Annotated in this window: 20 protein-coding genes; 6 read left to right on the top strand and 14 right to left on the bottom strand. The window is 65.1% G+C overall.

What is annotated here, in order from left to right:
• Positions 1–31 precede the first annotated feature (31 nt).
• From ACOQPD_RS01090 to disA, 8 genes are all read right to left on the bottom strand, one after another.
• Entirely contained in the window at positions 32–1,360 is a 1,329-nt protein-coding gene (locus ACOQPD_RS01090; RefSeq protein WP_420613066.1) for a branched-chain amino acid ABC transporter substrate-binding protein, read from the bottom strand.
• A gap of 46 nt (positions 1,361–1,406) precedes the next feature.
• A complete protein-coding gene (locus tag ACOQPD_RS01085) occupies positions 1,407–3,896 on the bottom strand; it encodes a branched-chain amino acid ABC transporter substrate-binding protein (RefSeq protein WP_420613065.1) in 2,490 nt (829 codons plus the stop codon).
• 189 nt (positions 3,897–4,085) lie between these two features.
• Positions 4,086–4,826, bottom strand: a complete 741-nt coding sequence (locus ACOQPD_RS01080; protein WP_420613064.1) for a TrmH family RNA methyltransferase — start codon at positions 4,824–4,826, stop codon at positions 4,086–4,088.
• Positions 4,801–6,201, bottom strand: a complete 1,401-nt coding sequence (gene cysS, locus ACOQPD_RS01075; RefSeq protein WP_420613063.1) for a cysteine--tRNA ligase — start codon at positions 6,199–6,201, stop codon at positions 4,801–4,803. Before cysS ends, ACOQPD_RS01080 begins: the two co-directional genes overlap by 26 nt.
• Positions 6,202–6,313: 112 nt before the next feature.
• Positions 6,314–6,823, bottom strand: coding sequence for a 2-C-methyl-D-erythritol 2,4-cyclodiphosphate synthase (gene ispF, locus ACOQPD_RS01070; RefSeq protein ID WP_420613062.1), 510 nt, complete (start codon positions 6,821–6,823; stop codon positions 6,314–6,316).
• The gene (locus ACOQPD_RS01065) at positions 6,820–7,476 is read right to left on the bottom strand and encodes an IspD/TarI family cytidylyltransferase (protein WP_420613061.1); all 657 of its coding nucleotides are present in this window, start codon (positions 7,474–7,476) and stop codon (positions 6,820–6,822) included. The genes ispF and ACOQPD_RS01065 overlap by 4 nt, the downstream gene beginning before the upstream one ends.
• 64 nt (positions 7,477–7,540) lie before the next feature.
• The gene (locus tag ACOQPD_RS01060; protein WP_420613060.1) at positions 7,541–8,392 is read right to left on the bottom strand and encodes a CarD family transcriptional regulator; all 852 of its coding nucleotides are present in this window, start codon (positions 8,390–8,392) and stop codon (positions 7,541–7,543) included.
• 8 nt (positions 8,393–8,400) lie between these two features.
• Positions 8,401–9,300, bottom strand: coding sequence for a DNA integrity scanning diadenylate cyclase DisA (gene disA / locus ACOQPD_RS01055; protein WP_420613059.1), 900 nt, complete (start codon positions 9,298–9,300; stop codon positions 8,401–8,403).
• Positions 9,301–9,556: 256 nt separating this feature from the next.
• Here disA and ACOQPD_RS01050 point away from each other — a divergent pair, with 256 nt between their 5' ends.
• From ACOQPD_RS01050 to ACOQPD_RS01040, 3 genes are read left to right on the top strand one after another with little or no spacing between them, the layout of a single operon-like run.
• The gene (locus ACOQPD_RS01050) at positions 9,557–10,471 is read left to right on the top strand and encodes a hypothetical protein (RefSeq protein WP_420613058.1); all 915 of its coding nucleotides are present in this window, start codon (positions 9,557–9,559) and stop codon (positions 10,469–10,471) included.
• Positions 10,471–11,691 (top strand): cytochrome P450, encoded by a 1,221-nt coding sequence (locus tag ACOQPD_RS01045; protein WP_420613057.1) that lies wholly within the window; start codon positions 10,471–10,473, stop codon positions 11,689–11,691. The genes ACOQPD_RS01050 and ACOQPD_RS01045 overlap by 1 nt, the downstream gene beginning before the upstream one ends.
• A gap of 3 nt (positions 11,692–11,694) precedes the next feature.
• Positions 11,695–12,621, top strand: coding sequence for a nucleoside hydrolase (locus ACOQPD_RS01040; RefSeq protein WP_420613056.1), 927 nt, complete (start codon positions 11,695–11,697; stop codon positions 12,619–12,621).
• Between the two features lie 227 nt (positions 12,622–12,848).
• Here the strand turns inward: ACOQPD_RS01040 and ACOQPD_RS01035 are convergent, their stop codons facing one another.
• The 3 genes from ACOQPD_RS01035 to ACOQPD_RS01025 all read right to left on the bottom strand — a co-directional run bounded on the left by ACOQPD_RS01035 (position 12,849) and on the right by ACOQPD_RS01025 (position 15,304).
• Entirely contained in the window at positions 12,849–13,613 is a 765-nt protein-coding gene (locus tag ACOQPD_RS01035; RefSeq protein WP_420613055.1) for an ABC transporter permease, read from the bottom strand.
• 5 nt (positions 13,614–13,618) lie between these two features.
• Positions 13,619–14,647, bottom strand: coding sequence for an ATP-binding cassette domain-containing protein (locus ACOQPD_RS01030; RefSeq protein WP_420613054.1), 1,029 nt, complete (start codon positions 14,645–14,647; stop codon positions 13,619–13,621).
• A 156-nt stretch (positions 14,648–14,803) separates the two neighbouring features.
• On the bottom strand, positions 14,804–15,304 hold the full coding sequence (locus ACOQPD_RS01025) for a MarR family winged helix-turn-helix transcriptional regulator (protein WP_420613053.1): 501 nt from the start codon (positions 15,302–15,304) through the stop codon (positions 14,804–14,806).
• A 192-nt stretch (positions 15,305–15,496) separates the two neighbouring features.
• Between ACOQPD_RS01025 and ACOQPD_RS01020 the strand changes: the two genes are divergently transcribed.
• The 3 genes from ACOQPD_RS01020 to ACOQPD_RS01010 all read left to right on the top strand — a co-directional run bounded on the left by ACOQPD_RS01020 (position 15,497) and on the right by ACOQPD_RS01010 (position 16,569).
• Positions 15,497–15,796: a nucleoside hydrolase gene (locus ACOQPD_RS01020; protein WP_420614413.1), complete on the top strand. Its 300-nt coding sequence runs from the start codon at positions 15,497–15,499 to the stop codon at positions 15,794–15,796.
• Between the two features lie 203 nt (positions 15,797–15,999).
• Positions 16,000–16,245, top strand: coding sequence for a ribbon-helix-helix protein, CopG family (locus tag ACOQPD_RS01015; RefSeq protein ID WP_420613052.1), 246 nt, complete (start codon positions 16,000–16,002; stop codon positions 16,243–16,245).
• Entirely contained in the window at positions 16,246–16,569 is a 324-nt protein-coding gene (locus ACOQPD_RS01010; protein ID WP_420613051.1) for a type II toxin-antitoxin system PemK/MazF family toxin, read from the top strand. It abuts the gene before it with no gap.
• 126 nt (positions 16,570–16,695) lie between these two features.
• Here ACOQPD_RS01010 and ACOQPD_RS01005 read toward each other — a convergent pair whose 3' ends face one another.
• The 3 genes from ACOQPD_RS01005 to ACOQPD_RS00995 are packed head-to-tail and all read right to left on the bottom strand — an operon-like array spanning position 16,696 to position 20,611.
• Entirely contained in the window at positions 16,696–17,979 is a 1,284-nt protein-coding gene (locus ACOQPD_RS01005) for an ABC transporter permease (protein ID WP_420613050.1), read from the bottom strand.
• Complete coding sequence (locus ACOQPD_RS01000; RefSeq protein WP_420613049.1) at positions 17,976–19,103, bottom strand: ABC transporter permease; 1,128 nt, start codon at positions 19,101–19,103, stop codon at positions 17,976–17,978. Before ACOQPD_RS01000 ends, ACOQPD_RS01005 begins: the two co-directional genes overlap by 4 nt.
• Positions 19,100–20,611, bottom strand: a complete 1,512-nt coding sequence (locus ACOQPD_RS00995) for an ABC transporter ATP-binding protein (protein ID WP_420613048.1) — start codon at positions 20,609–20,611, stop codon at positions 19,100–19,102. The genes ACOQPD_RS01000 and ACOQPD_RS00995 overlap by 4 nt, the downstream gene beginning before the upstream one ends.
• Positions 20,612–20,668 lie beyond the last annotated feature (57 nt).

Genomic DNA, 20,668 nt, shown 5'->3' with positions numbered 1-20,668 from the left:
GCGGTGGTCAGCGGCCAGTGATCAGTGGCCACTAGGGAGCGAAGTCGAACACCACGTTGTTCTTACCGACTTCTATGTTGCGGGGATCCGTGTTGTACAGGACGGTGATCCGCTGCGAACCGCAGTCACCGTACTCGTCACAGCTGATCGGTCCGATGATCCCGTCGAGGCTGGATCGACCCATCTCGTTGCGCAGGGCCATGCGGTCGATGTACAGCGTTCCCTCGACCTCGACAGCTACCCGATCGATAGCGCTCAGCAACATCACCGTGGCGTCGTAGGCGTGTCCCCAGTATCCACCGGAGGGCTCCTCGCCGTATGACGCCACATACTCGGCCAGAAGGCCTTCCGCGGTCCTGCCCGTGATGCTGTTGCTGTTGGAACCGAACCGCAGGTCCGGACCGGATATGTACACGCCTTCGGATTCGGCCAGCTCCATGAAGTTGTCCACCAGCAAAGCGGCGGACACGATCAGCGTGGCGTCCTCAAGACCGGCCACACCGCCCACCTGCTGGACGATGAAACCACCCTCGGGCATGAAGATCGGGAAGAACACCGCCTGAGGACCACCGGCGGCAACCTCGGTCAGCACCGCGATCATGTCGGTGTCGCCCTTGTTGACCGCCGTGAAAGTGGTGATCTCTCCACCCAACTCCTCGAACGCGCCCGCGAACGCCTCTGTAAGACCCTGCGTGTAAGGATCGCCGTCGTGGATCGCTGCCGCCCTCTCGAAACCCAGGTGGTTACGGACGAACAGCGCCACGGCCCGGCCTTGGAACAGATCGTTGTGAGAGGTCCGGTAGTAGCCGGGCTGGTAGGCCGAGCCCGGCGTCCCCGCCAGATCCGACGTCAGCGCCGGGGACGTGTTGGACGGCGCGATCATCACCATGCCGGCGTTCGAGATCAGCGGCGCCGCCGCCACCGCCGCGGCCGAGCAGGTGGTGCCGATGACACCCACCACCGCTGGATCCGCCACCACCGTCTGGGCCGCTGCCTGACCACCGTCCGGCGAGCAGAGATCGTCGAGGGGGGTCCCTAAGGACACTGCGCGTCCGGCCACAGGACCGTAGTCTTCCAGCGCCAACTCCACGCCGCGCTGGTTGGGAGTACCCAGAGACGCGACGTCGCCGGTTATGGAATTGACCGACCGGATCTGTATCTCCTCGCCGGGAGCTACCTCCACCGCCCCTAGCGGCCCCGGCACGAACTCGACGATCTCCGGTACCGTCGCCGTGGTCTCGACCCCATCCGTCGGCGAGGTCGCTGAGGAAGGTTCCTCCGACCCGGACTGCGTTGCGTCCCCGCCGCAACCAAGGGCAAGCAGAAACAGGCACAACGAGACGAGACCGATCCTACGCATCCCGATCACCGAACACCAACTACCAACTAGGAACTAGCAACCAAACCTAGGGTACGTATCCGAAGACGACGTTGCTCTTGCCTGCTTCGATGTTGCGCGAGTCCGTGTGGTGAACCACCGTGATCAACTGCGAACCGCAATCCCCGTACTCGTCGCAGGTGATCGCACCGATGATCCCGTCGAAGTTCGACCTCGACAACTCATCACGCAAAGACGCACGGTCGATATGGAGCGTTCCCTCCACCTCGACCGCCACCCGATCGATAGCCCTCAACAGCATCGTCGTCGCGTCATACGCATGAGCCCAGAACGCCGCCGACGGTGCCTCCCCATAAGCCGCCTGATACGCAGCCAAGAAATCGTCAGCGGTCTTGCCCGTGATGCTGTTCCGGTTCGAACCGAACCGCAGATCCGGACCCGACATATACACACCCTCGGACTCGGGCAGCTCCATGAAGTTGTCCGTCAACAAACCATCAGCCGCGATCAACGTCACACCGTCAAGACCGGCCACACCGCCAACCTGCTGAACGATGAAACCACCCTCAGGCATGAAAATCGGGAAGAACAACACCTGAGGACCACCGGCGGCAACCTCGGTCAGCACCGCAGTCATGTCGGTATCGCCCTTGTTCACCGCCGTGAACGTGGACACCTCACCACCCAACTCCTCGAACGCGTCCGCGAACGCCTGCGCCAAACCCTGCGTATACGGATCACCGTCATGGATCGCCGCCGCCCGGTTCAAACCCAACTCATTACGCACGAACAACGCCACCGCCCGACCCTGGAACAGATCGTTATGAGCCGTCCGGTAATAACCAGGCTGGTAAGCCGAACCCGCCGTCCCCGCCAGATCCGACGTCAAAGCCGGAGACGTATTCGACGGCGAGATCATCACCAACCCCGCATTCGAAATCAACGGCGAAGCCGCCACCGCCGCACCCGAACAAGACGTCCCGATCACACCCACCACAGACGGATCAGCCACAATCGTCTGCGCCGACGCCTGACCACCATCAGGCGAACACAAATCATCCAAACCAGTACCCAAAGAAACCGAACGACCCGCGATAGGCCCATAATCAGCAATCGCCAACTCCACACCCCGCTGATTCGGAATCCCCAAGAAAGCCACATCCCCAGTAATCGCATTCAACGACCGGATCTGGATCTCCTCACCCGAACCAACCTCAACAGCACCCAACACACCCGCCGAGAAGTCGGTCATCATCGCGACGGTGGGAGCAAAGCCGAAGACGACGTTGCTCTTGCCTGCTTCGATGTTGCGCGAGTCCGTGTGGTGAACCACCGTGATCAACTGCGAACCGCAATCCCCGTACTCGTCGCAGGTGATCGCACCGATGATCCCGTCGAAGTTCGACCTCGACAACTCATCACGCAAAGACGCACGGTCGATATGGAGCGTTCCCTCCACCTCGACCGCCACCCGATCGATAGCCCTCAACAGCATCGTCGTCGCGTCATACGCATGAGCCCAGAACGCCGCCGACGGTGCCTCCCCATAAGCCGCCTGATACGCAGCCAAGAAATCGTCAGCGGTCTTGCCCGTGATGCTGTTCCGGTTCGAACCGAACCGCAGATCCGGACCCGACATATACACACCCTCGGACTCGGGCAGCTCCATGAAGTTGTCCGTCAACAAACCATCAGCCGCGATCAACGTCACACCGTCAAGACCGGCCACACCGCCAACCTGCTGAACGATGAAACCACCCTCAGGCATGAAAATCGGGAAGAACAACACCTGAGGACCACCGGCGGCAACCTCGGTCAGCACCGCAGTCATGTCGGTATCGCCCTTGTTCACCGCCGTGAACGTGGACACCTCACCACCCAACTCCTCGAACGCGTCCGCGAACGCCTGCGCCAAACCCTGCGTATACGGATCACCGTCATGGATCGCCGCCGCCCGGTTCAAACCCAACTCATTACGCACGAACAACGCCACCGCCCGACCCTGGAACAGATCGTTATGAGCCGTCCGGTAATAACCAGGCTGGTAAGCCGAACCCGCCGTCCCCGCCAGATCCGACGTCAAAGCCGGAGACGTATTCGACGGCGAGATCATCACCAACCCCGCATTCGAAATCAACGGCGAAGCCGCCACCGCCGCACCCGAACAAGACGTCCCGATCACACCCACCACAGACGGATCAGCCACAATCGTCTGCGCCGACGCCTGACCACCATCAGGCGAACACAAATCATCCAAACCAGTACCCAAAGAAACCGAACGACCCGCGATAGGCCCATAATCAGCAATCGCCAACTCCACACCCCGCTGATTCGGAATCCCCAAGAAAGCCACATCCCCAGTAATCGCATTCAACGACCGGATCTGGATCTCCTCACCCGAACCAACCTCAACAGCACCCAACACACCCGCCGAGAAGGTTTCAGCCCCGGTCGTAGCGACTTCGGCCTGAGTTCCCGCCGTAGTCCCGGCGGTGTCCGGCGCGGGTTCTCCTCCATCTCCGCAAGCACCCGCCACCAACACCAGACAAAGGATCAAGAGTCTCAACGTCCGCATGGTTCCACCTCTCTCGTACCGTATCTCGGCGTCCACAGGTTCGGGGCGGACCCATCCCAACCGGATGGGCGCAATGACCGACCCCGAATCTGACCCGGGACCCAGAATAGCCCGACCTATGTGCTCTAGCAGGAGAAACGCGTCCTATCCGGGCCGGCACCGCGAGCGGGGTCAGATGCCGCCACGCCGCACCCGTCCTACCTCGAAGCACGCCAGGGCCGCCGCCACGCTCGCATTCAGGCTGGACGCAGCACCTGCCATGGGAATCGACGCCAGCACGTCGAGACGCTCCCCCACCAGCCGCCCTAGACCCGGCCCCTCCGATCCCACGAAGAGCGCCACAGGCTCGGTCAGCAACCCGAGTCCGAACAGGCTGCCGGCCGCGGACGGGTCGAGCCCCACTGTCCATACGCCGGCGCCTGAAGCCCGCCGGGCCACCGCCGCCACTGACGACACGGAAACCACGGGCAGGTGCTCGAACGCGCCCGCCGCCGCCTTGAACGCCAGGGCCGACAGCGGAGCGGCGCGGCGGTTCGGGACCACCATCCCCGTCATCCCGGCCGCCAGAGCGGAGCGGGCGATGGCCCCCACGTTGCGCGGATCCTCCAGGTGGTCGAGCACCACCACCGCGGGCGGTCTGGCATCCTCGCCCGGATCGAGAAGGCCTTCCAGCGCTGCGTAGGGGATCGGACGGGCCCGCGCCATCACACCCTGCGGGGATTCGGTCTGCGCCAGGGGCCGGACATCGTCCACCAACTCCACCGAAGCTCCGGCAGTGCGGGCCGCCGCCACAAGCTCATCGAGGTCGCGGCGTGAACGCTCGACGGTGAGAACCCTGACCCGACCGGCGGCCAGGGCAGCCCGAACCGGATGAAGGCCCTCGACCCTACCGCCGATACCAGCGGGCGCCATCGGCCGAGTCCTCGATCACGATCCCCACTCCGGCCATGTCATCCCGGATGGCATCGGCCCGGGACCAATCACGGGACCTGCGAGCCTCCGTGCGGGCGGCTACCAGGCGTCGGACCATGTCCTCGGCGCTCCCGGCCTCCACCTCGTATCGCGAAGCCAGACCGGTCAGCGGTTCCACCAGGCCTTCCAGCCCGCCACCCTCCAGGTCGATACCCAGTGCGCCGGAGACCTCCCTCACCGCCGCGATGAGCGGGCCGGCATCCTCTCCTCGATCCAACCGGGCGTTGCCTCGGCGAACTGTCTCGAATACCACCCCCAGCGCCTCCGCCGTGTTGAAGTCGTCCTCCATGGAGGCAACGAAACGATCGAGGGTACCCGCGTCCGGCGGGTCGGCCGACGGTGCGCGCCTCACGAAGGAGCGCAAGCGATCCAGGCTCGCCCTCGCATCGTCGAGGGACGCCTCTGAGTATTCAATGGGAGAACGGTATGCGGCCCGGAGGAGAAAGAGGCGGACCACCGGACCACCGGACGTCTCGATCGCCTCGGCCAGGTCGACGATGTGGCCTGTGGACTTGGAGAGCTTCTCCCCGCCCAGGTTCACCATGCCGTTGTGCAGCCAGTACCGGGCGAACGGACCGTCCGTGGCGCCCTCGGATTGGGCGATCTCGTTCTCATGGTGCGGGAAGATCAGGTCGGCGCCCCCCGCGTGGATGTCGAACGGCAGGCCCAGGTACTTGGCGGCCATGGCGGAGCACTCGATGTGCCAGCCGGGCCTTCCGTCTCCCCACGGCGACGGCCACGATGGTTCCCCCGGTTTGGCGCCCTTCCATAGCGCGAAGTCGAGCGGGTCCTCCTTGTCGATCCCCGGTTCCACCCGGGCGCCGCTCCGGAGTTCGTCCACGTTGCGGCCCGACAGCTTGCCGTAGCCCTTCAGGGCTCGCACCCTGAAGTAGACGTCGCCCCCGCTCGCGTAGGCGAGACCCCGGCCCACCAGCCGGGTGATGAGCTCGATCATCTCGGGGATGTGTCGGGTGGCGGCCGGGGCTATGTCCGGATCCAGCACCCCGAGCCGGCGGTACGAGGTGAGAAACCGCTCCGTCATGTCCGCCACCAGGGCTTCGGTGGTAATGCCCAGTTCGGCGGCCCGGTTGATGATCTTATCGTCCACATCCGTGATGTTCTGGACGAAGAGGACGTCCCACCCTCTCCACCCCAGGTACCGGCGGATGACGTCGAAGGCGACCGCGCACCGTCCGTGCCCGATGTGGGGCGCCGACTGTACGGTCGGGCCGCACACGTACATGCGGACGCGGCCCTCTTCGAGTGGTTCGAAGCCCTGGCGCACCCTGCCGAGGGTGTTGTAGACCGTGATCACCGGCGACTCCTACCTGAGAGCGTGTTGCATACCGGCCGGACCGGGATCTCCGCGCTCCTGTCGTGAGAAGCCGGTCACCGCATGGCCGGGAACCACAGGCAAGGGTACCCGGTCAGGCCGAGCCACCGGAAGAAGCGGCTTCGAGCAGGAGCACCGACGCCCAGACCGCCACGCCTTCGTCCCGACCGGTGAAGCCCATCCCGTCGGTGGTGGTGGCCTTGACGGACACTCGCTCGCGGTCAACCTGCAGCGCTGCCGCGAGCCGGTCTCGCATCTCCGCACGATGGGGACTGACCCGCACCGTCTCTGCCACGATGGTGAGGTCGAGGTTCGATGGGACCAGGCCGCCGGATGCCACCGACCGCACCACCGAGCGCAGCATCTCCATGCTGTCAGCATCCTGCCAACGAGGATCCGACGAGGGGAAGTGGCTACCAATGTCGCCCTTCCCGGCCGCACCCAGGATGGCGTCGATCACCGCGTGAGCAGCGACATCCCCATCCGACGTGGCGGCCAGCCCGCGTCCGGAGTCGACCACCACCCCGGCGAGCCGAAGGGGTGGGATACCGCCGAAGCGGTGGGCGTCGAAGCCGTGGCCGGTACGGAAAGGGTTCGTGGTCATGGCTCTCCGGGGCGGGCCCCGTGTCGGAGCAGCGCCTCCGCCAGAATCAGATCCTCGGGATAGGTGATCTTCATCGCGGATCGTTCTCCGGTAACGGCCAGTATCCGACCGCCCAACGCCTCCACCATGAAAGAGTCGTCAGGAGGGGCGCCCGAGGCGTGCTGGGCATGAGCCCGGCGCAGCACCTCGGCCCTGAACACCTGTGGGGTCTGGGCGCAGGCGACCTCCCGGCGGTCGATGGACTCCAGGATGCGGGCGTGATCGGAATCGACCCGCTTCAGGGCATCGGCGATCGGGACCACCGGCACCACGCCATCCGCTCCACTTTCCGCCAGCGAACGGTACATCCGCTTCATCAGCGCCGCCGAGGCCAGAGGGCGGGCCGCATCATGAACCGCGATGACGGTGGCCGCCGCATCCACCTCCTCGATCCCCCGGGCCACCGACAGGTGGCGCTCCGGCCCCCCCTCCACCCCGCCCGGGACATCACCTACCACCACCACTTCGCGAGCACCGCTCTCGAACAGCGTGTCCCGCGCCCATTGCCATAGGGGCTTGCCGGCAAGTCGCGTGGCGTGCTTGCGGGCCCCGAAGCGAACCCCCTGTCCGGCCGCAACTACCACTCCCCAGATGTCCATCCGGTTCAGGTTCAAGGTCAGATCCCGGTAGGGAGAGGATGAGCGGGTCTGCGGAAGGCCCCGGCAAGGCTCTCTCCGCTCACTCCTCGGGCTCCTCCGGCTTCGGAAGGGCTCGGTCGATCCGTTCCAGCGCCTGATCCGGGGTGATGCGAAGCGCGAATGCCAACTCGCTGGAGAGCGTGGTTCGGGCCTTGGAGAGCATCCGCTTCAGGGCAGGCGATATCCCCTTGGCCAGCTGCGCATGGGTCAGGTCACGAACCACCTCCGCCACCTGGAAAATGTCCCCGGAGGTCATCTTCTCGTTGAGCACCTTGTACCACCGGCTCCAGTTGGCGCCCGAGTCCTGGGGATCCTCCTTGAACTTCAGCAGGACCTTCCCGGCCGCCGTCTTCGTGATCACCGGACGAATGGTCTCGTCGATGGTATCCACCGGAATCAACACCTTGAGCGAAGACTCCGTGGCAATCTCGAGCTCGAAGTACTGGCGAGGTTCCCCGGCCAGGTCGAGCTTGGAGCGCTTGATGATCTCGGCCGCGCCGTGATGGGGATGGACGACCTTGTCCCCGACCCGGAACGAGGTTTGCTTCTTTTTCCCGCCGGAGGACTTGGTGGCGCCTGCGCGCTTGCGCGCCCGGACCCGCTTGGCCGGAACCTTCCGGCTCCTCGGCTTGGCCGGGGCCTTCTTGGCCGGCGCCTTCTTGGCCGGCGCCTTCTTAGCCGGCGCCTTCTTGGCCGGCGCCTTCTTGGGCTTGGCCTTCACCTCCGGCGCCTTGGCATCAGAACCGCTCGGGGTTGCATCGGGCGCGGGAGCCTTGGCCGACTTCTCCCCGGCCTCCGCGCTCTTGCGGGCCGGGGCCTTCTCTGACCCGGAACCCTCCTTATCGGGCGATGGAGCGTCCGCGGCAGCCGTGGCGGATCCGGTCTCGGGCATCCGGGCCATCATCCGGCCAGCCGCTGGCCGGCCGGATTGACCCTCATGTCCGCGGAACCCACTCCGAGGATGCGACATAACCGTTCGGTGTCGTAGAGATCCTGCAGGGGCCGGTTGTGGAGGACTTCCATCCCTCCGGAGGCCAGGTCACCGCGTTTCCAGAAGTAATCGCGGCTGACCTTCGCGCCGAGTTCCTGAACTCCTTCCATGATGTCGGAAAGCTGCAGTTCCACCATGTGCCTTTCATCTCCCAGCCCGACCGCGAGGTTCTCCACCCTCATACCGATCCGGCGCAACAACTCGGCCCGTTGCAGCACCGTCAGGGCGGCCCCGAGAGTGACCTGACCCGAAGCCTCGAGCCTGTCCAGATGCTCCTCCGCCTCGGCTAGGCGCCCCCTGAACCGCTCCAGGGTCTGAATCTCCTGGTTGATACGCACCATGAGCTCGGTGGCGCTCCGGAGCGGCTGCTTGCGCTCCCCGTAGAAGACGAAGCCCTTCCGCCGCTCCTCGCTGATGGCGATTATGGGGCAGCCCGTGGACCGGGCCAGGCGCTCGGCCGTGCGGAACCGGGCACCGGTCTCTTCGGTGACGATGGCCGGATCGGGAAGCATATGGACGTTGGCTCGCAGGATCTTTCCTATCTCATCGTCGACAATGATCGCCCCGTCCATCTTGGCAAGTTCGGCCAGCATCGCCGGCGTGAAGTCGGTATCCCGGAGATCGATTCCTCCGGCGGCGATCCTCTCGATGCCGGGACCCCATCCGATCACCACGAGAGCGCCGTTGCCCTGCTGGACGATCCGTTCGACCGCGGTGCGGATACCGGTGCCGGGCGCCATTCGCGACAGCACCTCAAGGAATTCCTGGTCCTCAGTTTCCCACCTGCGGGAAGATCGGCGGTCAAGCATGGAATCCATCTACGCGCAGGTTACAGGGATGCGAATCCATACGGTACGTCCGCGCGGTAAAGCTCGGGATCACCGGCGATCTCCGGTGCGGAAGATTCTCCATAGCCCGACCGCAACCAGACCTGCCAGTACTAATCCGGCCAGTTTCGAACCGATGGTCCATGGTTCGACCTCGCGAATGGCAACCGGAAGCAGAATCCCGCGCGCCGCAACTATCATCGCACGGGAGTGTAGTTGCCAACCAGAAAGGTCCGTGTTGAGCGACCGCGACCGAAACGGATCCCACGGATTTCCTCCTGAAGAGGGCGATCCGCTCGGCAATATCAGCTTCGAGGAGTTCCAACTCAGCGAACCGTCAAGTTGGGAAGAGGCCGAGCGCGAGCCGAACATGGAATTCGAACCGCACCTCACGTGCCCCTCCTGCTTCTCCCAGCAGTCCCCGTCCAACCGTCATTGCCAGGAATGCGGTGCTCGCCTGGGCAGGCAGAGAATCGCAGTGGCGCCGATGCCGATACGGTCCGTGACAGCCGGCAACCGGGCAGTCCGGGTGATCATCATCGGGGTGGCATTCGTCGTGATCTTCGCCCTGATCATTCAGGCGATGAGGGGCAACGACGAACCGGGCGACCAGGCGGTTGACGGAAGCACCACCTCCACAGAGGCCACCGAACCCAGCATGGTCTTGGGCCCGCTCGAGGAGATCACCCCCATCTCCATCACCTGCTCGAGCGAGTACAACGCCGGCCTGGCGTGCGAGAACCTGATCGACGGCGACGAGACCTACTGGAACGATGCGAGCCGGAGGGGCGAGGACGCCCGCATAACGGTGACCTTCGTGAACCCTGTGGCGCTGGAGCAGGTCCAGATCATCAACGTTGACAACTTGGAGAAGTTCCGGCGCAACTACCGGGTGCGCGGCGTGGAGATATTCGCCGACGACTTCCCCGGCGTGCCGTTCGTGGACGAGATACCGGACGCCAACGACCGGCCGCACGGCATCCCCACGACCACCAACCACACCACCGTGCTGGAGATCCGCGTCACCTCGACGTGGCCTTCGGAGGCGCTGGGCGGGGAAGCCTTCGACGAGCTGGCCATCCAGGAGATCAAGTTCTGGGGTCGGGTCCAGGACACCAGCGCTACAGAGCTCGTCGGCGCCTCGTCCGGGTAATGGGCCGGTTCTTCGACCCCACCGATCCCAATTTCATCGCCGATCCCTACCCGACGCTGAACGCCCTGCGGGAGCGAGGACCCCTGCACTACGACGACGGGTTCGACCTCTGGTTGGTCACCCGGCACCAGGATGTCCGGGCCGTCCAGCTTGACCGCCGGCTGGGCCGGGTGAAGGATGGCCATGCCCGTCCACTCGACCTCCGTCCCATCCGGGAACTCGGGCTGGAGGGATGGGAGCCCTACTACCAGACGGAACGCTATTCGTTGCTGATGCTGGAGCCTCCCGAACACACGCGTATCCGCATGCTGATCAACCGCGCCTTCACGCCGCGACGGGTTCGGGAGCTGCGTGAGCCGATCCGCGCTATTGCCGATCGACTGCTCGAGGCGCTACGCGACCGGGCCACCTTCGATATGCTGGCCGACTACGCCCAGCCCTATTCGGTGCGGGTGATAGCCACGCTCCTGGGAGCACCCGTGGAGGACGCCGATCTGCTGCTCGACTGGTCGCACGCAATCGTCAAGATGTACGAGCTCCATTGCACTCGCGAGCAGGCCGAGGCCGCCATCGACGCGTCCGTGGAGTTCCTGGCCTGGGCCTCGGCTCTGATCGCGTCCCGGCGCGCCGACCCCAAGGACGACCTGATCACCGCCCTTTGCCTGGCCGAGACCGACGACGGCGGACTGAGCGACGCCGAGATCGCATCCACCGTGATCCTGCTGCTCAACGCCGGGCACGAGGCCACGGTCAACACGATGGGCAACGGGATCGTGGCGGCGATGAACCACGGGCGCGCCTGGGAACGGCTGGCCCACCGGGCAGTGGCGCCCGCCATAGCCATCGAGGAGATGATGCGCTTCGACCCTCCGCTCCAGATGTTCGAGCGCCACGTGTTGGAGGACGGTGTCGAAGTGGCCGGAACCGGACTGCCCAGGGGCGAGAAGGTCGTGGTCCTGTTCGGGCCGGCCAATCGTGATCCCCGCCGGTTCGAGGATCCGGACACCTTCCGGGTCGACCGGGGTGATCCTGATCACATCACCTTCGGGGCCGGTGTCCACCACTGTATCGGGGCGCCCCTGGCCCGCCTGGAACTGGAGATCGCGCTCGATCGCCTGATCGACGCCTTCCCCGAAGCCTCCCTGACGGACCAGCCGGTCCGGGAGGACGGCTTCGCCATCCGGGGCTACCAAGCCGTCAACCTGTCGACCGGGAGCTGAGTTATGCGAATGATCATCGATACCGATACCGCATCCGACGACGCGGTAGCCCTGGCAATGGCTCTCAACCATGCTGAGGTCGACGTGGTGGCGATGACGACAGTGGCCGGTAACTGCTCGCTGGAGGACACGACCCGAAACGCCCTGTACACAGCGGAGTTGTGCGGATCAGCCGTACCCGTCTACGCGGGCGCCGACCGTCCCCTGCTGGTGAAGGCTCGCCCGGCTACCTGGTTCCACGGGATGGACGGGCTCGGTGACCAGGGATACCCGCCCCCGTCCCGCTCCGCCGAGGAGGAGGACGGCGTAAGCGCCCTCATCAACCACATACGCGGGAATCCCGGCTCCACCCTGGTCACCCTCGGGCCGCTCACCAACGTGGCGCTCGCCATGGCGCAGGCGCCCGACATCGTGGACCTGGTGGGCCGCTGCGTGGTCATGGGAGGCACCGCCAACAAGGTTGGCAACGTCACCCCCGCGGCGGAGTTCAACCTGTGGTTCGATCCCCACGCCGCCCGGATGGTCTTCGCCTCCGACCTTCCGATCGAGATGGTCGGCTGGGAGGTCTGTCGCGGCGAGGCCGGCCTGGACCCCACCGAGCAGGCCGCGCTCAGAGCGCTGGACACTCCCTTGGCCCACTTCTTCCTGGACTGCAACTCCACCGCCTTCGAGTCCGCCCGCCGCCAATCCGGCACCGACCGGCTGGAACTCCCCGACCCGACCGCCATGGCGGTGGCGATCGACAGGGACAGGGTGGTGACCAGTAGCTCCCGTCACTACGTGGAGATTGAGGCCGAGAGCCAATTGACCAGGGGAATGTCGGTCGTCGACTCCCTGGACGTCACCGGAAGTCCGGCCAACGTCGAGGTAATCAACGCCATCGACACGGACCGCTTCAAGCAGATGCTCTCCGAGGCGGCTGCCGGCTAGCTGTCCTGTTGCGGCCTTTACTCCGACTCGCTGATGGTTCACCGTCGCCGGCGACAACGCATACGTGCGGGCATCCGCTCAAACTGACCGTGGCAACGCACCAGCACAGTCAGAACCCGCGTCTCTGGAGCCTCAGATTGTGCGATCCGGCCGCTGCAGGTGTGCCCTACATCCGCCGTTTTCGTGGTGGATGATGTCGATCATCCTGCCGGGGAGCAGCCGGTCCTTCACGCGGTGGCGCCCCGATAGGTCCACGTGGCGGCGGTGAGCATGATCGCCGTTACCGCGGCCAGAACCCAGATACCCGGGAGTATCGACTCCCACTCCCATCCGGTGATGATGATCGTCCGCACGGACACCAGCACGTAGTCGACCGGGTTCACAGTCACCGCCCACTTGAACCATCCGGTGAGGAACTCCTTCGGCATGAACGCCGTGGTGAGGAAGGCCAGGGGCATGAACATCAGCCAGCTGTTCTGGGTCATCTGTGCGCTTCTGGTCTTCAGGGCGATGATCAGGCCGATGCAGGCGGTGGCGATCCCGAAGACCGCGGCGGCAATGATGACAGCCATCATGCCCACCAGACCCCCCTGGAACCTGACGCCGAAGATCAGGGCCATTGCGACGATGACAACCACCTGCAGCAGGGCGCGGGTGCCCGAGGTGAGCAGCGTCCCCATGAGTATCGAGAAGCGATTCACGGGCGCCAGTAGCAGCTTGTCGAAGTAGCCGGACAGCATGTCCGTGAGAAGGGCGAAGGCGACATCGGCGCCGTTCATGACCACGGACAACACGATGATCATGGCGGCGAAGTAAGCGTAGTAGTCGTCTGCGGGGAAGCCTGCGATGCCTGTCATGCCCCGCAGCGGCGTCCCGAAGAACAGGAACATGAACACGGGCGGCATCAGCGTGGAGACGACCAGTGCCGGTTGTCCCAGCCAGGCCTTGATGTTGCGCATGTAGATGAAATAGGTCTCTCGGGCAGTGTTCATCGGGACTACCTCCTTCTCAGGCGCATTGACTGGCGCATCGTGTCGCTGACTTCGCCGGTGGCTTCTTCGGCCCGGATGGCGCGGCCGGTGTGCTTGAGGAAGACGTCGTCGAGAGTGGGTCTGACTACCGAGAGGCTGCCGACCGGGACCCGCTCGGTATGAAGCAGGCCGACAAGGTCCGGGACGGCCGCGCTCCCGTTCTTTACAGTGACCGCGATACCACCGTCGACTGAATTGACCTCTTGGACATATCCCCGCTGGCGGACGAGCCGCTCGGCCTCTCCGTTCAGCCCATCGCCAACGCCGTCGGTAGCGCCGCTGAGGACGATCTGCACCACATCACCGCCCACGCCGGCCTTGAGCGACTCGGGCGAGCCGCCGGCGACGATCTTGCCATGGTCGATGATGGCGATCTCGCGACAGAGGCGGTCTGCTTCCTCCATCACCTGGGTTGTGAGCAGGACAGTGACTCCCTTGGTATTCAGACTTTCGAGGTGCTCCCACATCGCTATCCGGCTTTGGGGGTCCAGGCCGACTGTCGGCTCGTCGAGGAAGAGGATGTCAGGGTCGTGCATGAGGGCGCCGGCGATGTCGATCCGGCGGCGCATGCCACCCGAGTAGGTGCCGATCCGCTGATCGGCCACTTTCTCCAGCCCCACCAATTCGAGCAACTCGTCGGCCCTCCGGCGAGCTTCGCGTCGGTGGAGCCCGTAGAGAACGCCCTGGAGTTGCAGGAAGTCCCTCCCCGTGGCGAGGTCGTCGACACCCACTTCCTGCATGGCGAACCCGATGCTGCGGCGGATGGCCTTCGCGTCGGTCTCCACGTCGTACCCGGCCACCGTTACGCTACCCGAGGTCTTTCTGAGCAGCGTGGCGAGAATCTTCATCGTCGTGGTCTTGCCGGCCCCGTTCGGACCGAGAAACCCGAAAAATCCCTCCCTCGGGACGTCGAAGTCAATCCCATCGACGGCGCGGGCGCCGCCCGGATAGACCTTTACGAGATCCCTGACCTCGATCATGTATTCGTGTTGCAACGGATGCCCCCCTTCTTGCGGAGCTCGACAGATCAGTTGGCCGGGGAGTACCGTTAGCAAGACAGGCGCAGACGGAGCTCCCCGTGTGGAACGGTTGCTTGGTACGCGTTCTAGTCCGGTAAAGCCCGGCCCCCCGAAGGCCGGGCTTTACATACCTCAGCCGTCCGTCAGCCGGGTTTCATATGGTTCTCCGAGTCGTGTGGTCTCGTAGGCGGCGGTGTTCGCCAGCATCGTCTTTACCGTGCTGACGAACCTGTCTTTGTCAGCTGTGCTGATTCCCTTGAGGAGCATCCGGTTATTGGCCTCCACGAGCACAGCCAACTCCTCCAGCAGAACGGTCCCGCTCTCCGTGACGCTCAGAGTCGCCGAACGCCGGTCGCGCAGCGACGGTTCCTTCCGCAGGAGGCCGCGCTGGGTGAGGGTGTGAACGTTCCGGCTGACGGCCGCGGCATCTATAGGCATCATTCGGGCGAGCCCGCTCACAGTGTTCACGCCACCCTTTGAGCACATCATGAGGATCCCCAACTGGGACATGGTCATGTCGTAGGGGACGAGTCGTCCGGCCATACATCTGAGTGCAGCTCTGGCAAGACTGTTTATCCAGTAGCACAGATCCTGCTCCGGCGCAGGCAGGTTGCACTTCGACATCTGATCCATTGCCGGAAGAAGCTACTGCATGGTCAAGATGTTTGTCAAATCATCTATTTCACTTGCAGATACGAATTCCCTGTAGGGTCGCATCCCTTGCAGGCTGCGCCGGTAAGGAACTCAAGCAGGAGAGGACGGTGCGTGCGGCGGTGATGACACCACAGCCAGGACTCGGGTTCCGATCCGTGGGACCGGCAGCCTATCGCGTATTTCTTCCTGGACTGCAACTCCACCGCCTTCGAGTCCGCCCGCCGCCAATCCGGCACCGACCGGCTGGAACTCCCCGACCCGACCGCCATGGCGGTGGCGATCGACAGGGACAGGGTGGTGACCAGTAGCTCCCGTCACTACGTGGAGATTGAGGCCGAGAGCCAATTGACCAGGGGAATGTCGGTCGTCGACTCCCTGGACGTCACCGGAAGTCCGGCCAACGTCGAGGTAATCAACGCCATCGACACGGACCGCTTCAAGCAGATGCTCTCCGAGGCAGCCCGCGGCTAAACCCGTTCACATCCACCGAATAGGTCCTCCAACCATCTCCGCTGCCGTTCGCCGAGGCGGTCTTCGGGAAAGACCTACTCCACCAGAGCCTCCACTTGTCCAGCGTCGGAGAGCCCTGTCCTGGCGAGGAGCTCCCGGACGTCGGTCACATCGCTTGACCGGGTCGCCCACAGGCAGTGCCCATATGTATTACCATATGGGGCATGGCCCGTCGTGAAGTTCTGGTACAGCTCGATGACAGCCTCGTGGACCAACTGGACCGCCTGGCCAAGGCGTCGGGTACCAACCGTTCCGAACTCCTGCGCCGTGGAGCGCGGGCGGTTATCGCAGCTGAGGAAGCGGCGGCCGCCGACCGTGAGCTGGCCGAGGCCTACCGGCGCCTACCTCCGGATGGGGCGCTCATACGATCAGCGGCACGGCTCGCAGCCCGAACTGTCCCCGAGTGGTAGGTGGTTTCGAGAAACGAGATCTACTGGGCAGATCTCGGTCCACCTGCCGGAAGGCGACCCGTGTGCGTCGTCACGCGAAACGCTGCCGCCGCGGTGCTCACCTCTGTCACCTGCGCGCCCATCACCCGTACAGTGCGGAGTATCAGGTCGGAAGTGGAGGTAGGTCCCGAAGAAGGACTACCCGAACCCTGTGCAGTCAACTGCGACAGCCTCATCACCGTCCCGATCTCGTGTCTCGACTCCCGTCCGGTGGGACGGCTTGGTGAGTTCAAGAGGGCCGTGATGGACCGGGCTCTCCGCTACGCGCTCGACATCCAATACTGATCGGCTAGCCGCGGCGGCGCTGCCGTATACACAAACGGTTCACGCAAATGATCTTCGGAGGAGCCGGTGGGTAACGCCGACGGACTGCGGCCACAACGAGGTCTGGCAGCCACTGGCCCCCGGTTGCTACGTCTCGCCCTTGCGGAAGGGGAGGCCGTCGGCGGCGGGCGGGCGGAGGCGGGAAGTGGCGAAGAGGAGCACCACCAGGACCGCGATGTGGGGGGTGATGGCCGGGAGTTGGTTGGGCACGCTGGTCGAGTTCATGTACCAGAACCCCACCGCGATCGCCACGATCGCCAGCTGCAGCGTCCCGGTGTATCCCTTCCGCTTCAGGATGCGCCACAGCAGCAACAGGGCGATGACCAGGACCACCAGAAGCAGCAGGCCGTGGGCGGCGTTCTCGTCCCGGAGACGCAGCGTCTCGGTGAAACCGAAGAGCAGCGCTCCGCGTGCCGTTCCGACCGGATTCCAGTTGCCGAAGATCATGGTGGCCAACCCGATGTAGCCCTTCCCCTGGGTCTGGCCCTCCTTGTAGAGCCCGGACAGCTGGATCGCCAGAAAACCGCCTCCTGCGCCGGCCAGGAAACCGCTGATCACGACGCCGTAGTACTTGTACTTGTAGACGTTGACGCCGAGCGAGTCGGCTGCGTGCGGGTGCTCGCCACAGCTGCGAAGCCGTAGCCCGAAACTGGTCTTCCAGAGGACGAAGACGGAGATGGGGAGCGCCAGGTAGGCGATCAGGGTGAGCCATGACATCTGGAACATGAAGCCGCGCAGTATCCCGGCCAGGTCCGAGATGAAGAAGAGACCGTCCCGCTCGATCGCCCCGAGGACGTCCGGGCTTTCCCAGCCGAAGACCGTGCCGCCGGCCAGGATCGGCACCGTGAAGTTGCTGACCCCCGAGATGGTCGGGGACTGGGTGATCGAGCCTCCGCGATCCGAGAAGTGCAGGGTGGACAGGAAGCGGGTCAGGCCGGGCGCCATGAGGTTGATGGCCACACCGGCGATTATGTGATCCACGTTGAATCCGACCGCGGCCACCGCCATGACGAGACCTCCCACCGCTCCGGCTACGGCCGCCAGCAGCATCCCGAACCAGGGCCCGCCGACCAGGGTGCCGAACGCCCCGAACCACGTACCCAGGATCAGCATCCCCTCCAGACCGATGTTGACCACCCCGGAACGTTCCGAGAAGAGCCCTCCCAGGCCGGCCATCAGGATGGGCACCGACCAGGCCAGGGCGATGGCCCACGTCCCGCTCGAGGTGAGGTCGTCCGTCGGCAGGGAGGCGAACTGCTGCGTGCCTGCGAGCAGGAGCACCGCGCCCAGCCCGTAGACGAGCCAGCGGCGCCTCCCGCTCACCAGGGTCGCCTGGAGACCCAGAGTCGGCCGCTCGCGCAACGTACTCACGTCTCGGCCTCCTCCGCTCCTGTGACATCAACGGTCTCGGCCTGCGCTGACGCGGCTGCTGCGGCCTCGATCCTCCTGCGCCGCTGGGCCAGTGCGTAGGCGATCACCGCGAACAGGATGATCACACCCACCATGATCGTGACGATCTCGCGCGGAGCGTCCCCGCGTACCTCCAGCACCCCTGACGCCCGCTCCAGCCATCCGAACGCCACCGCGGCCACGGCGGCGCCCACCGCGTGGTTGCGTCCGAGCAGCGCCACCGCGATCCCGGCGAAGCCCAGTCCTTGCGGGAACCGGAGGCTGTAGAAGTGCTGGTCTCCGAGTAGGTCCGCCATGCCGACCAGTCCGGCCACCGCCCCGCTGAGCAGCATGGCCAGGACGATGGTCCGCTTGGGTGGCACGCCGCTCGCCTCGGCCGCCCAGGGGTTGGCGCCGGTGGCCCGCAGGTCGTATCCGAGCCGGGAGCGGTTGATGATGAGGTGGTACGCCACGCCCACCAGCGCGGCCACGAGGATGAAACCTGTCAACTCGACCCGCTTGATCTCGCGGGTCACCAACTCGACGATCGGGTTCAGGCTGGGGAACCAACCGGTGGTCGCTATGTCGCCCAGGCGAGTGTCGAGCGACTCCGACTCGATCTTCCATCTCCCTAGCAGGAACGACACCACCCCGGCCACGGCGATGGCGTTGAGCATGATGGTGGAGATGACCTCGTGGACATTCCGGGTCACCTTCATCCAGCCCGCCAACCCGGCCCATGCCGCGCCGACGATCATCGCCGTCACCAGGATGATGGCCACGTGGAGCGGCGGGAACATGGAACCCACGCCGGCGCCCACATAGGCGGCGAAGAACGCCGCGAGGATGTACTGGCCCTCCACGCCGATCTGGAAGAGGTTCATCCTCATGGCGATGGCGAAGGCGATGCCCGACAGGTAGAGCGGGGTAGCCCGGTTGAACGACTCGATGACCGTCTCCAGCCGGCTGCCGTACTCCCAGATGTTGCCGAAGGCCACGAGAGGGTCGGCCCCGGACACCACCAGAACCAGCGCGGCCACCACCAGAGCCAGCCCTACCGCCGCCAGCGGCGGCCCCACCACGCGGCGCACCGCCGTCCAGCTCACGCGGCCGCCCCCGTCATGTAGGCGCCCAACTCCCTCGGCGTGACACTGGCCGGGTCCAGCCTGGCCACGATCTCGCCGCGCAGCATCACGAGGAGGGTGTCGCTCAGACCGATCAGTTCCTCCAGATCGGCGGAGATCAGCAGCAGTCCCAGACCCTCCGCCCGCGCCCGGCGCAGATCCTCCCAGACGGCGGCCTGGGATCCGACATCGATCCCCCTGGTGGGGTGGGCGGCGATCAGCGGGTTGCACTCGATGGCCAGCTCCCGACCCACCACCAGTTTCTGCTGGTTGCCGCCGGAAAGCGCATGAACGGGGGTGTGGACGCCAGGTGTGCGCACGTCGAAACGCTTGACGACATTGGAGGCGTGATCCTTGGAAGCATCCTCGTCGATCCACACCCGTGACCTCAGGAATCGGCCCCGCGTCTGGTGGCCCAAGATGCCGTTCTCCCACACAGGCGCCGGCAGCAGCAGGCCGCGCCGGTGACGGTCCTCGGGAATGTATCCGAGGCCGGCTTCCCGGCGTTGCCTTACCGACCAGGCGGTCACGTCATCACCGTGCAGGTGGATGGAGCCTCCGGTTACCGGAGCGATTCCCAGGATCGCCTCCACCAACTCGCCCTGGCCGTTGCCCTCCACGCCGGCAACACCGACGATCTCGCCGCACTGGACCGAGAAGCCGACATCCCGCAGCCTCGTCACCCCGGCCTCATCCACCACCGAGATCCCCTTGACCTCGACGGCGGTCCGGTCGGTGATGGTCACCTCCCGCGTCTCGGGCGTGGGTAGTTCCGAGCCCACCATGAGTTCGGCCAGATCCTGGGCTGTCACGTCCTCCGGCTTGACCCGGGCCACCGACCGGCCCTGGCGGAGCACCGTGATCGTGTCGGCTATCTCCAGCACCTCGTCCAGCTTGTGATCTATGAAGATGATGGTGTGACCCTCCGCCTTGAGCTCCCTCAGGTTGCGGAACAGCTCCTCCACCTCCTGGGGCACCAGCACCGCGGTGGGTTCGTCCAGGATCAGGATGCGGGCGCCGCGGTAGAGGATCTTGATGATCTCGATCCTCTGGCGCTCCCCCACCTCCAAGGTCCCGACCGCGTCGTCCAGGTCGAGTTCCAGGCCGTAGGCGTCTCCCAGTTCCCGGAGCCGGGACCGGGCGGTGGCGAAGTCGATCAACGACCCCCTGGACGGCTCCGCACCGAGGATCACGTTCTCGAGGACCGTGAGGTTGTCGGCCAGCATGAAGTGCTGGTGCACCATCCCGATCCCCACGTCGATCGCCTCCCTGGGAGAGGAGAACGTTCGCTCCTGCTCGAGGACCTCGATGCTTCCCTCATCGGGAGGCTGCATCCCGTAGAGGATCTTCATCAGCGTCGACTTGCCGGCGCCGTTCTCGCCGCAGATGGCGTGGATCTCGCCCGCCTCCACGACGAGGTCGATACGGTCGTTGGCCAGCACGCCGGGGAATCGCTTGGTGATTCCCTCCAACTTCACCGCGACGCTCATCGGCTCACCGTCCTCATCAGCCGCCAGTCGTCACCCGGTCTCCCGATCGAGCTTTCC

Origin of the sequence: Candidatus Spongiisocius sp., assembly GCF_965221825.1 — a bacterium.
Lineage (GTDB): Bacteria > Actinomycetota > Acidimicrobiia > Spongiisociales > Spongiisociaceae > Spongiisocius.
The sequence above is the reverse complement of the archived record's forward strand: the minus strand, read 5'-3'. Positions and strand labels throughout refer to the sequence as shown.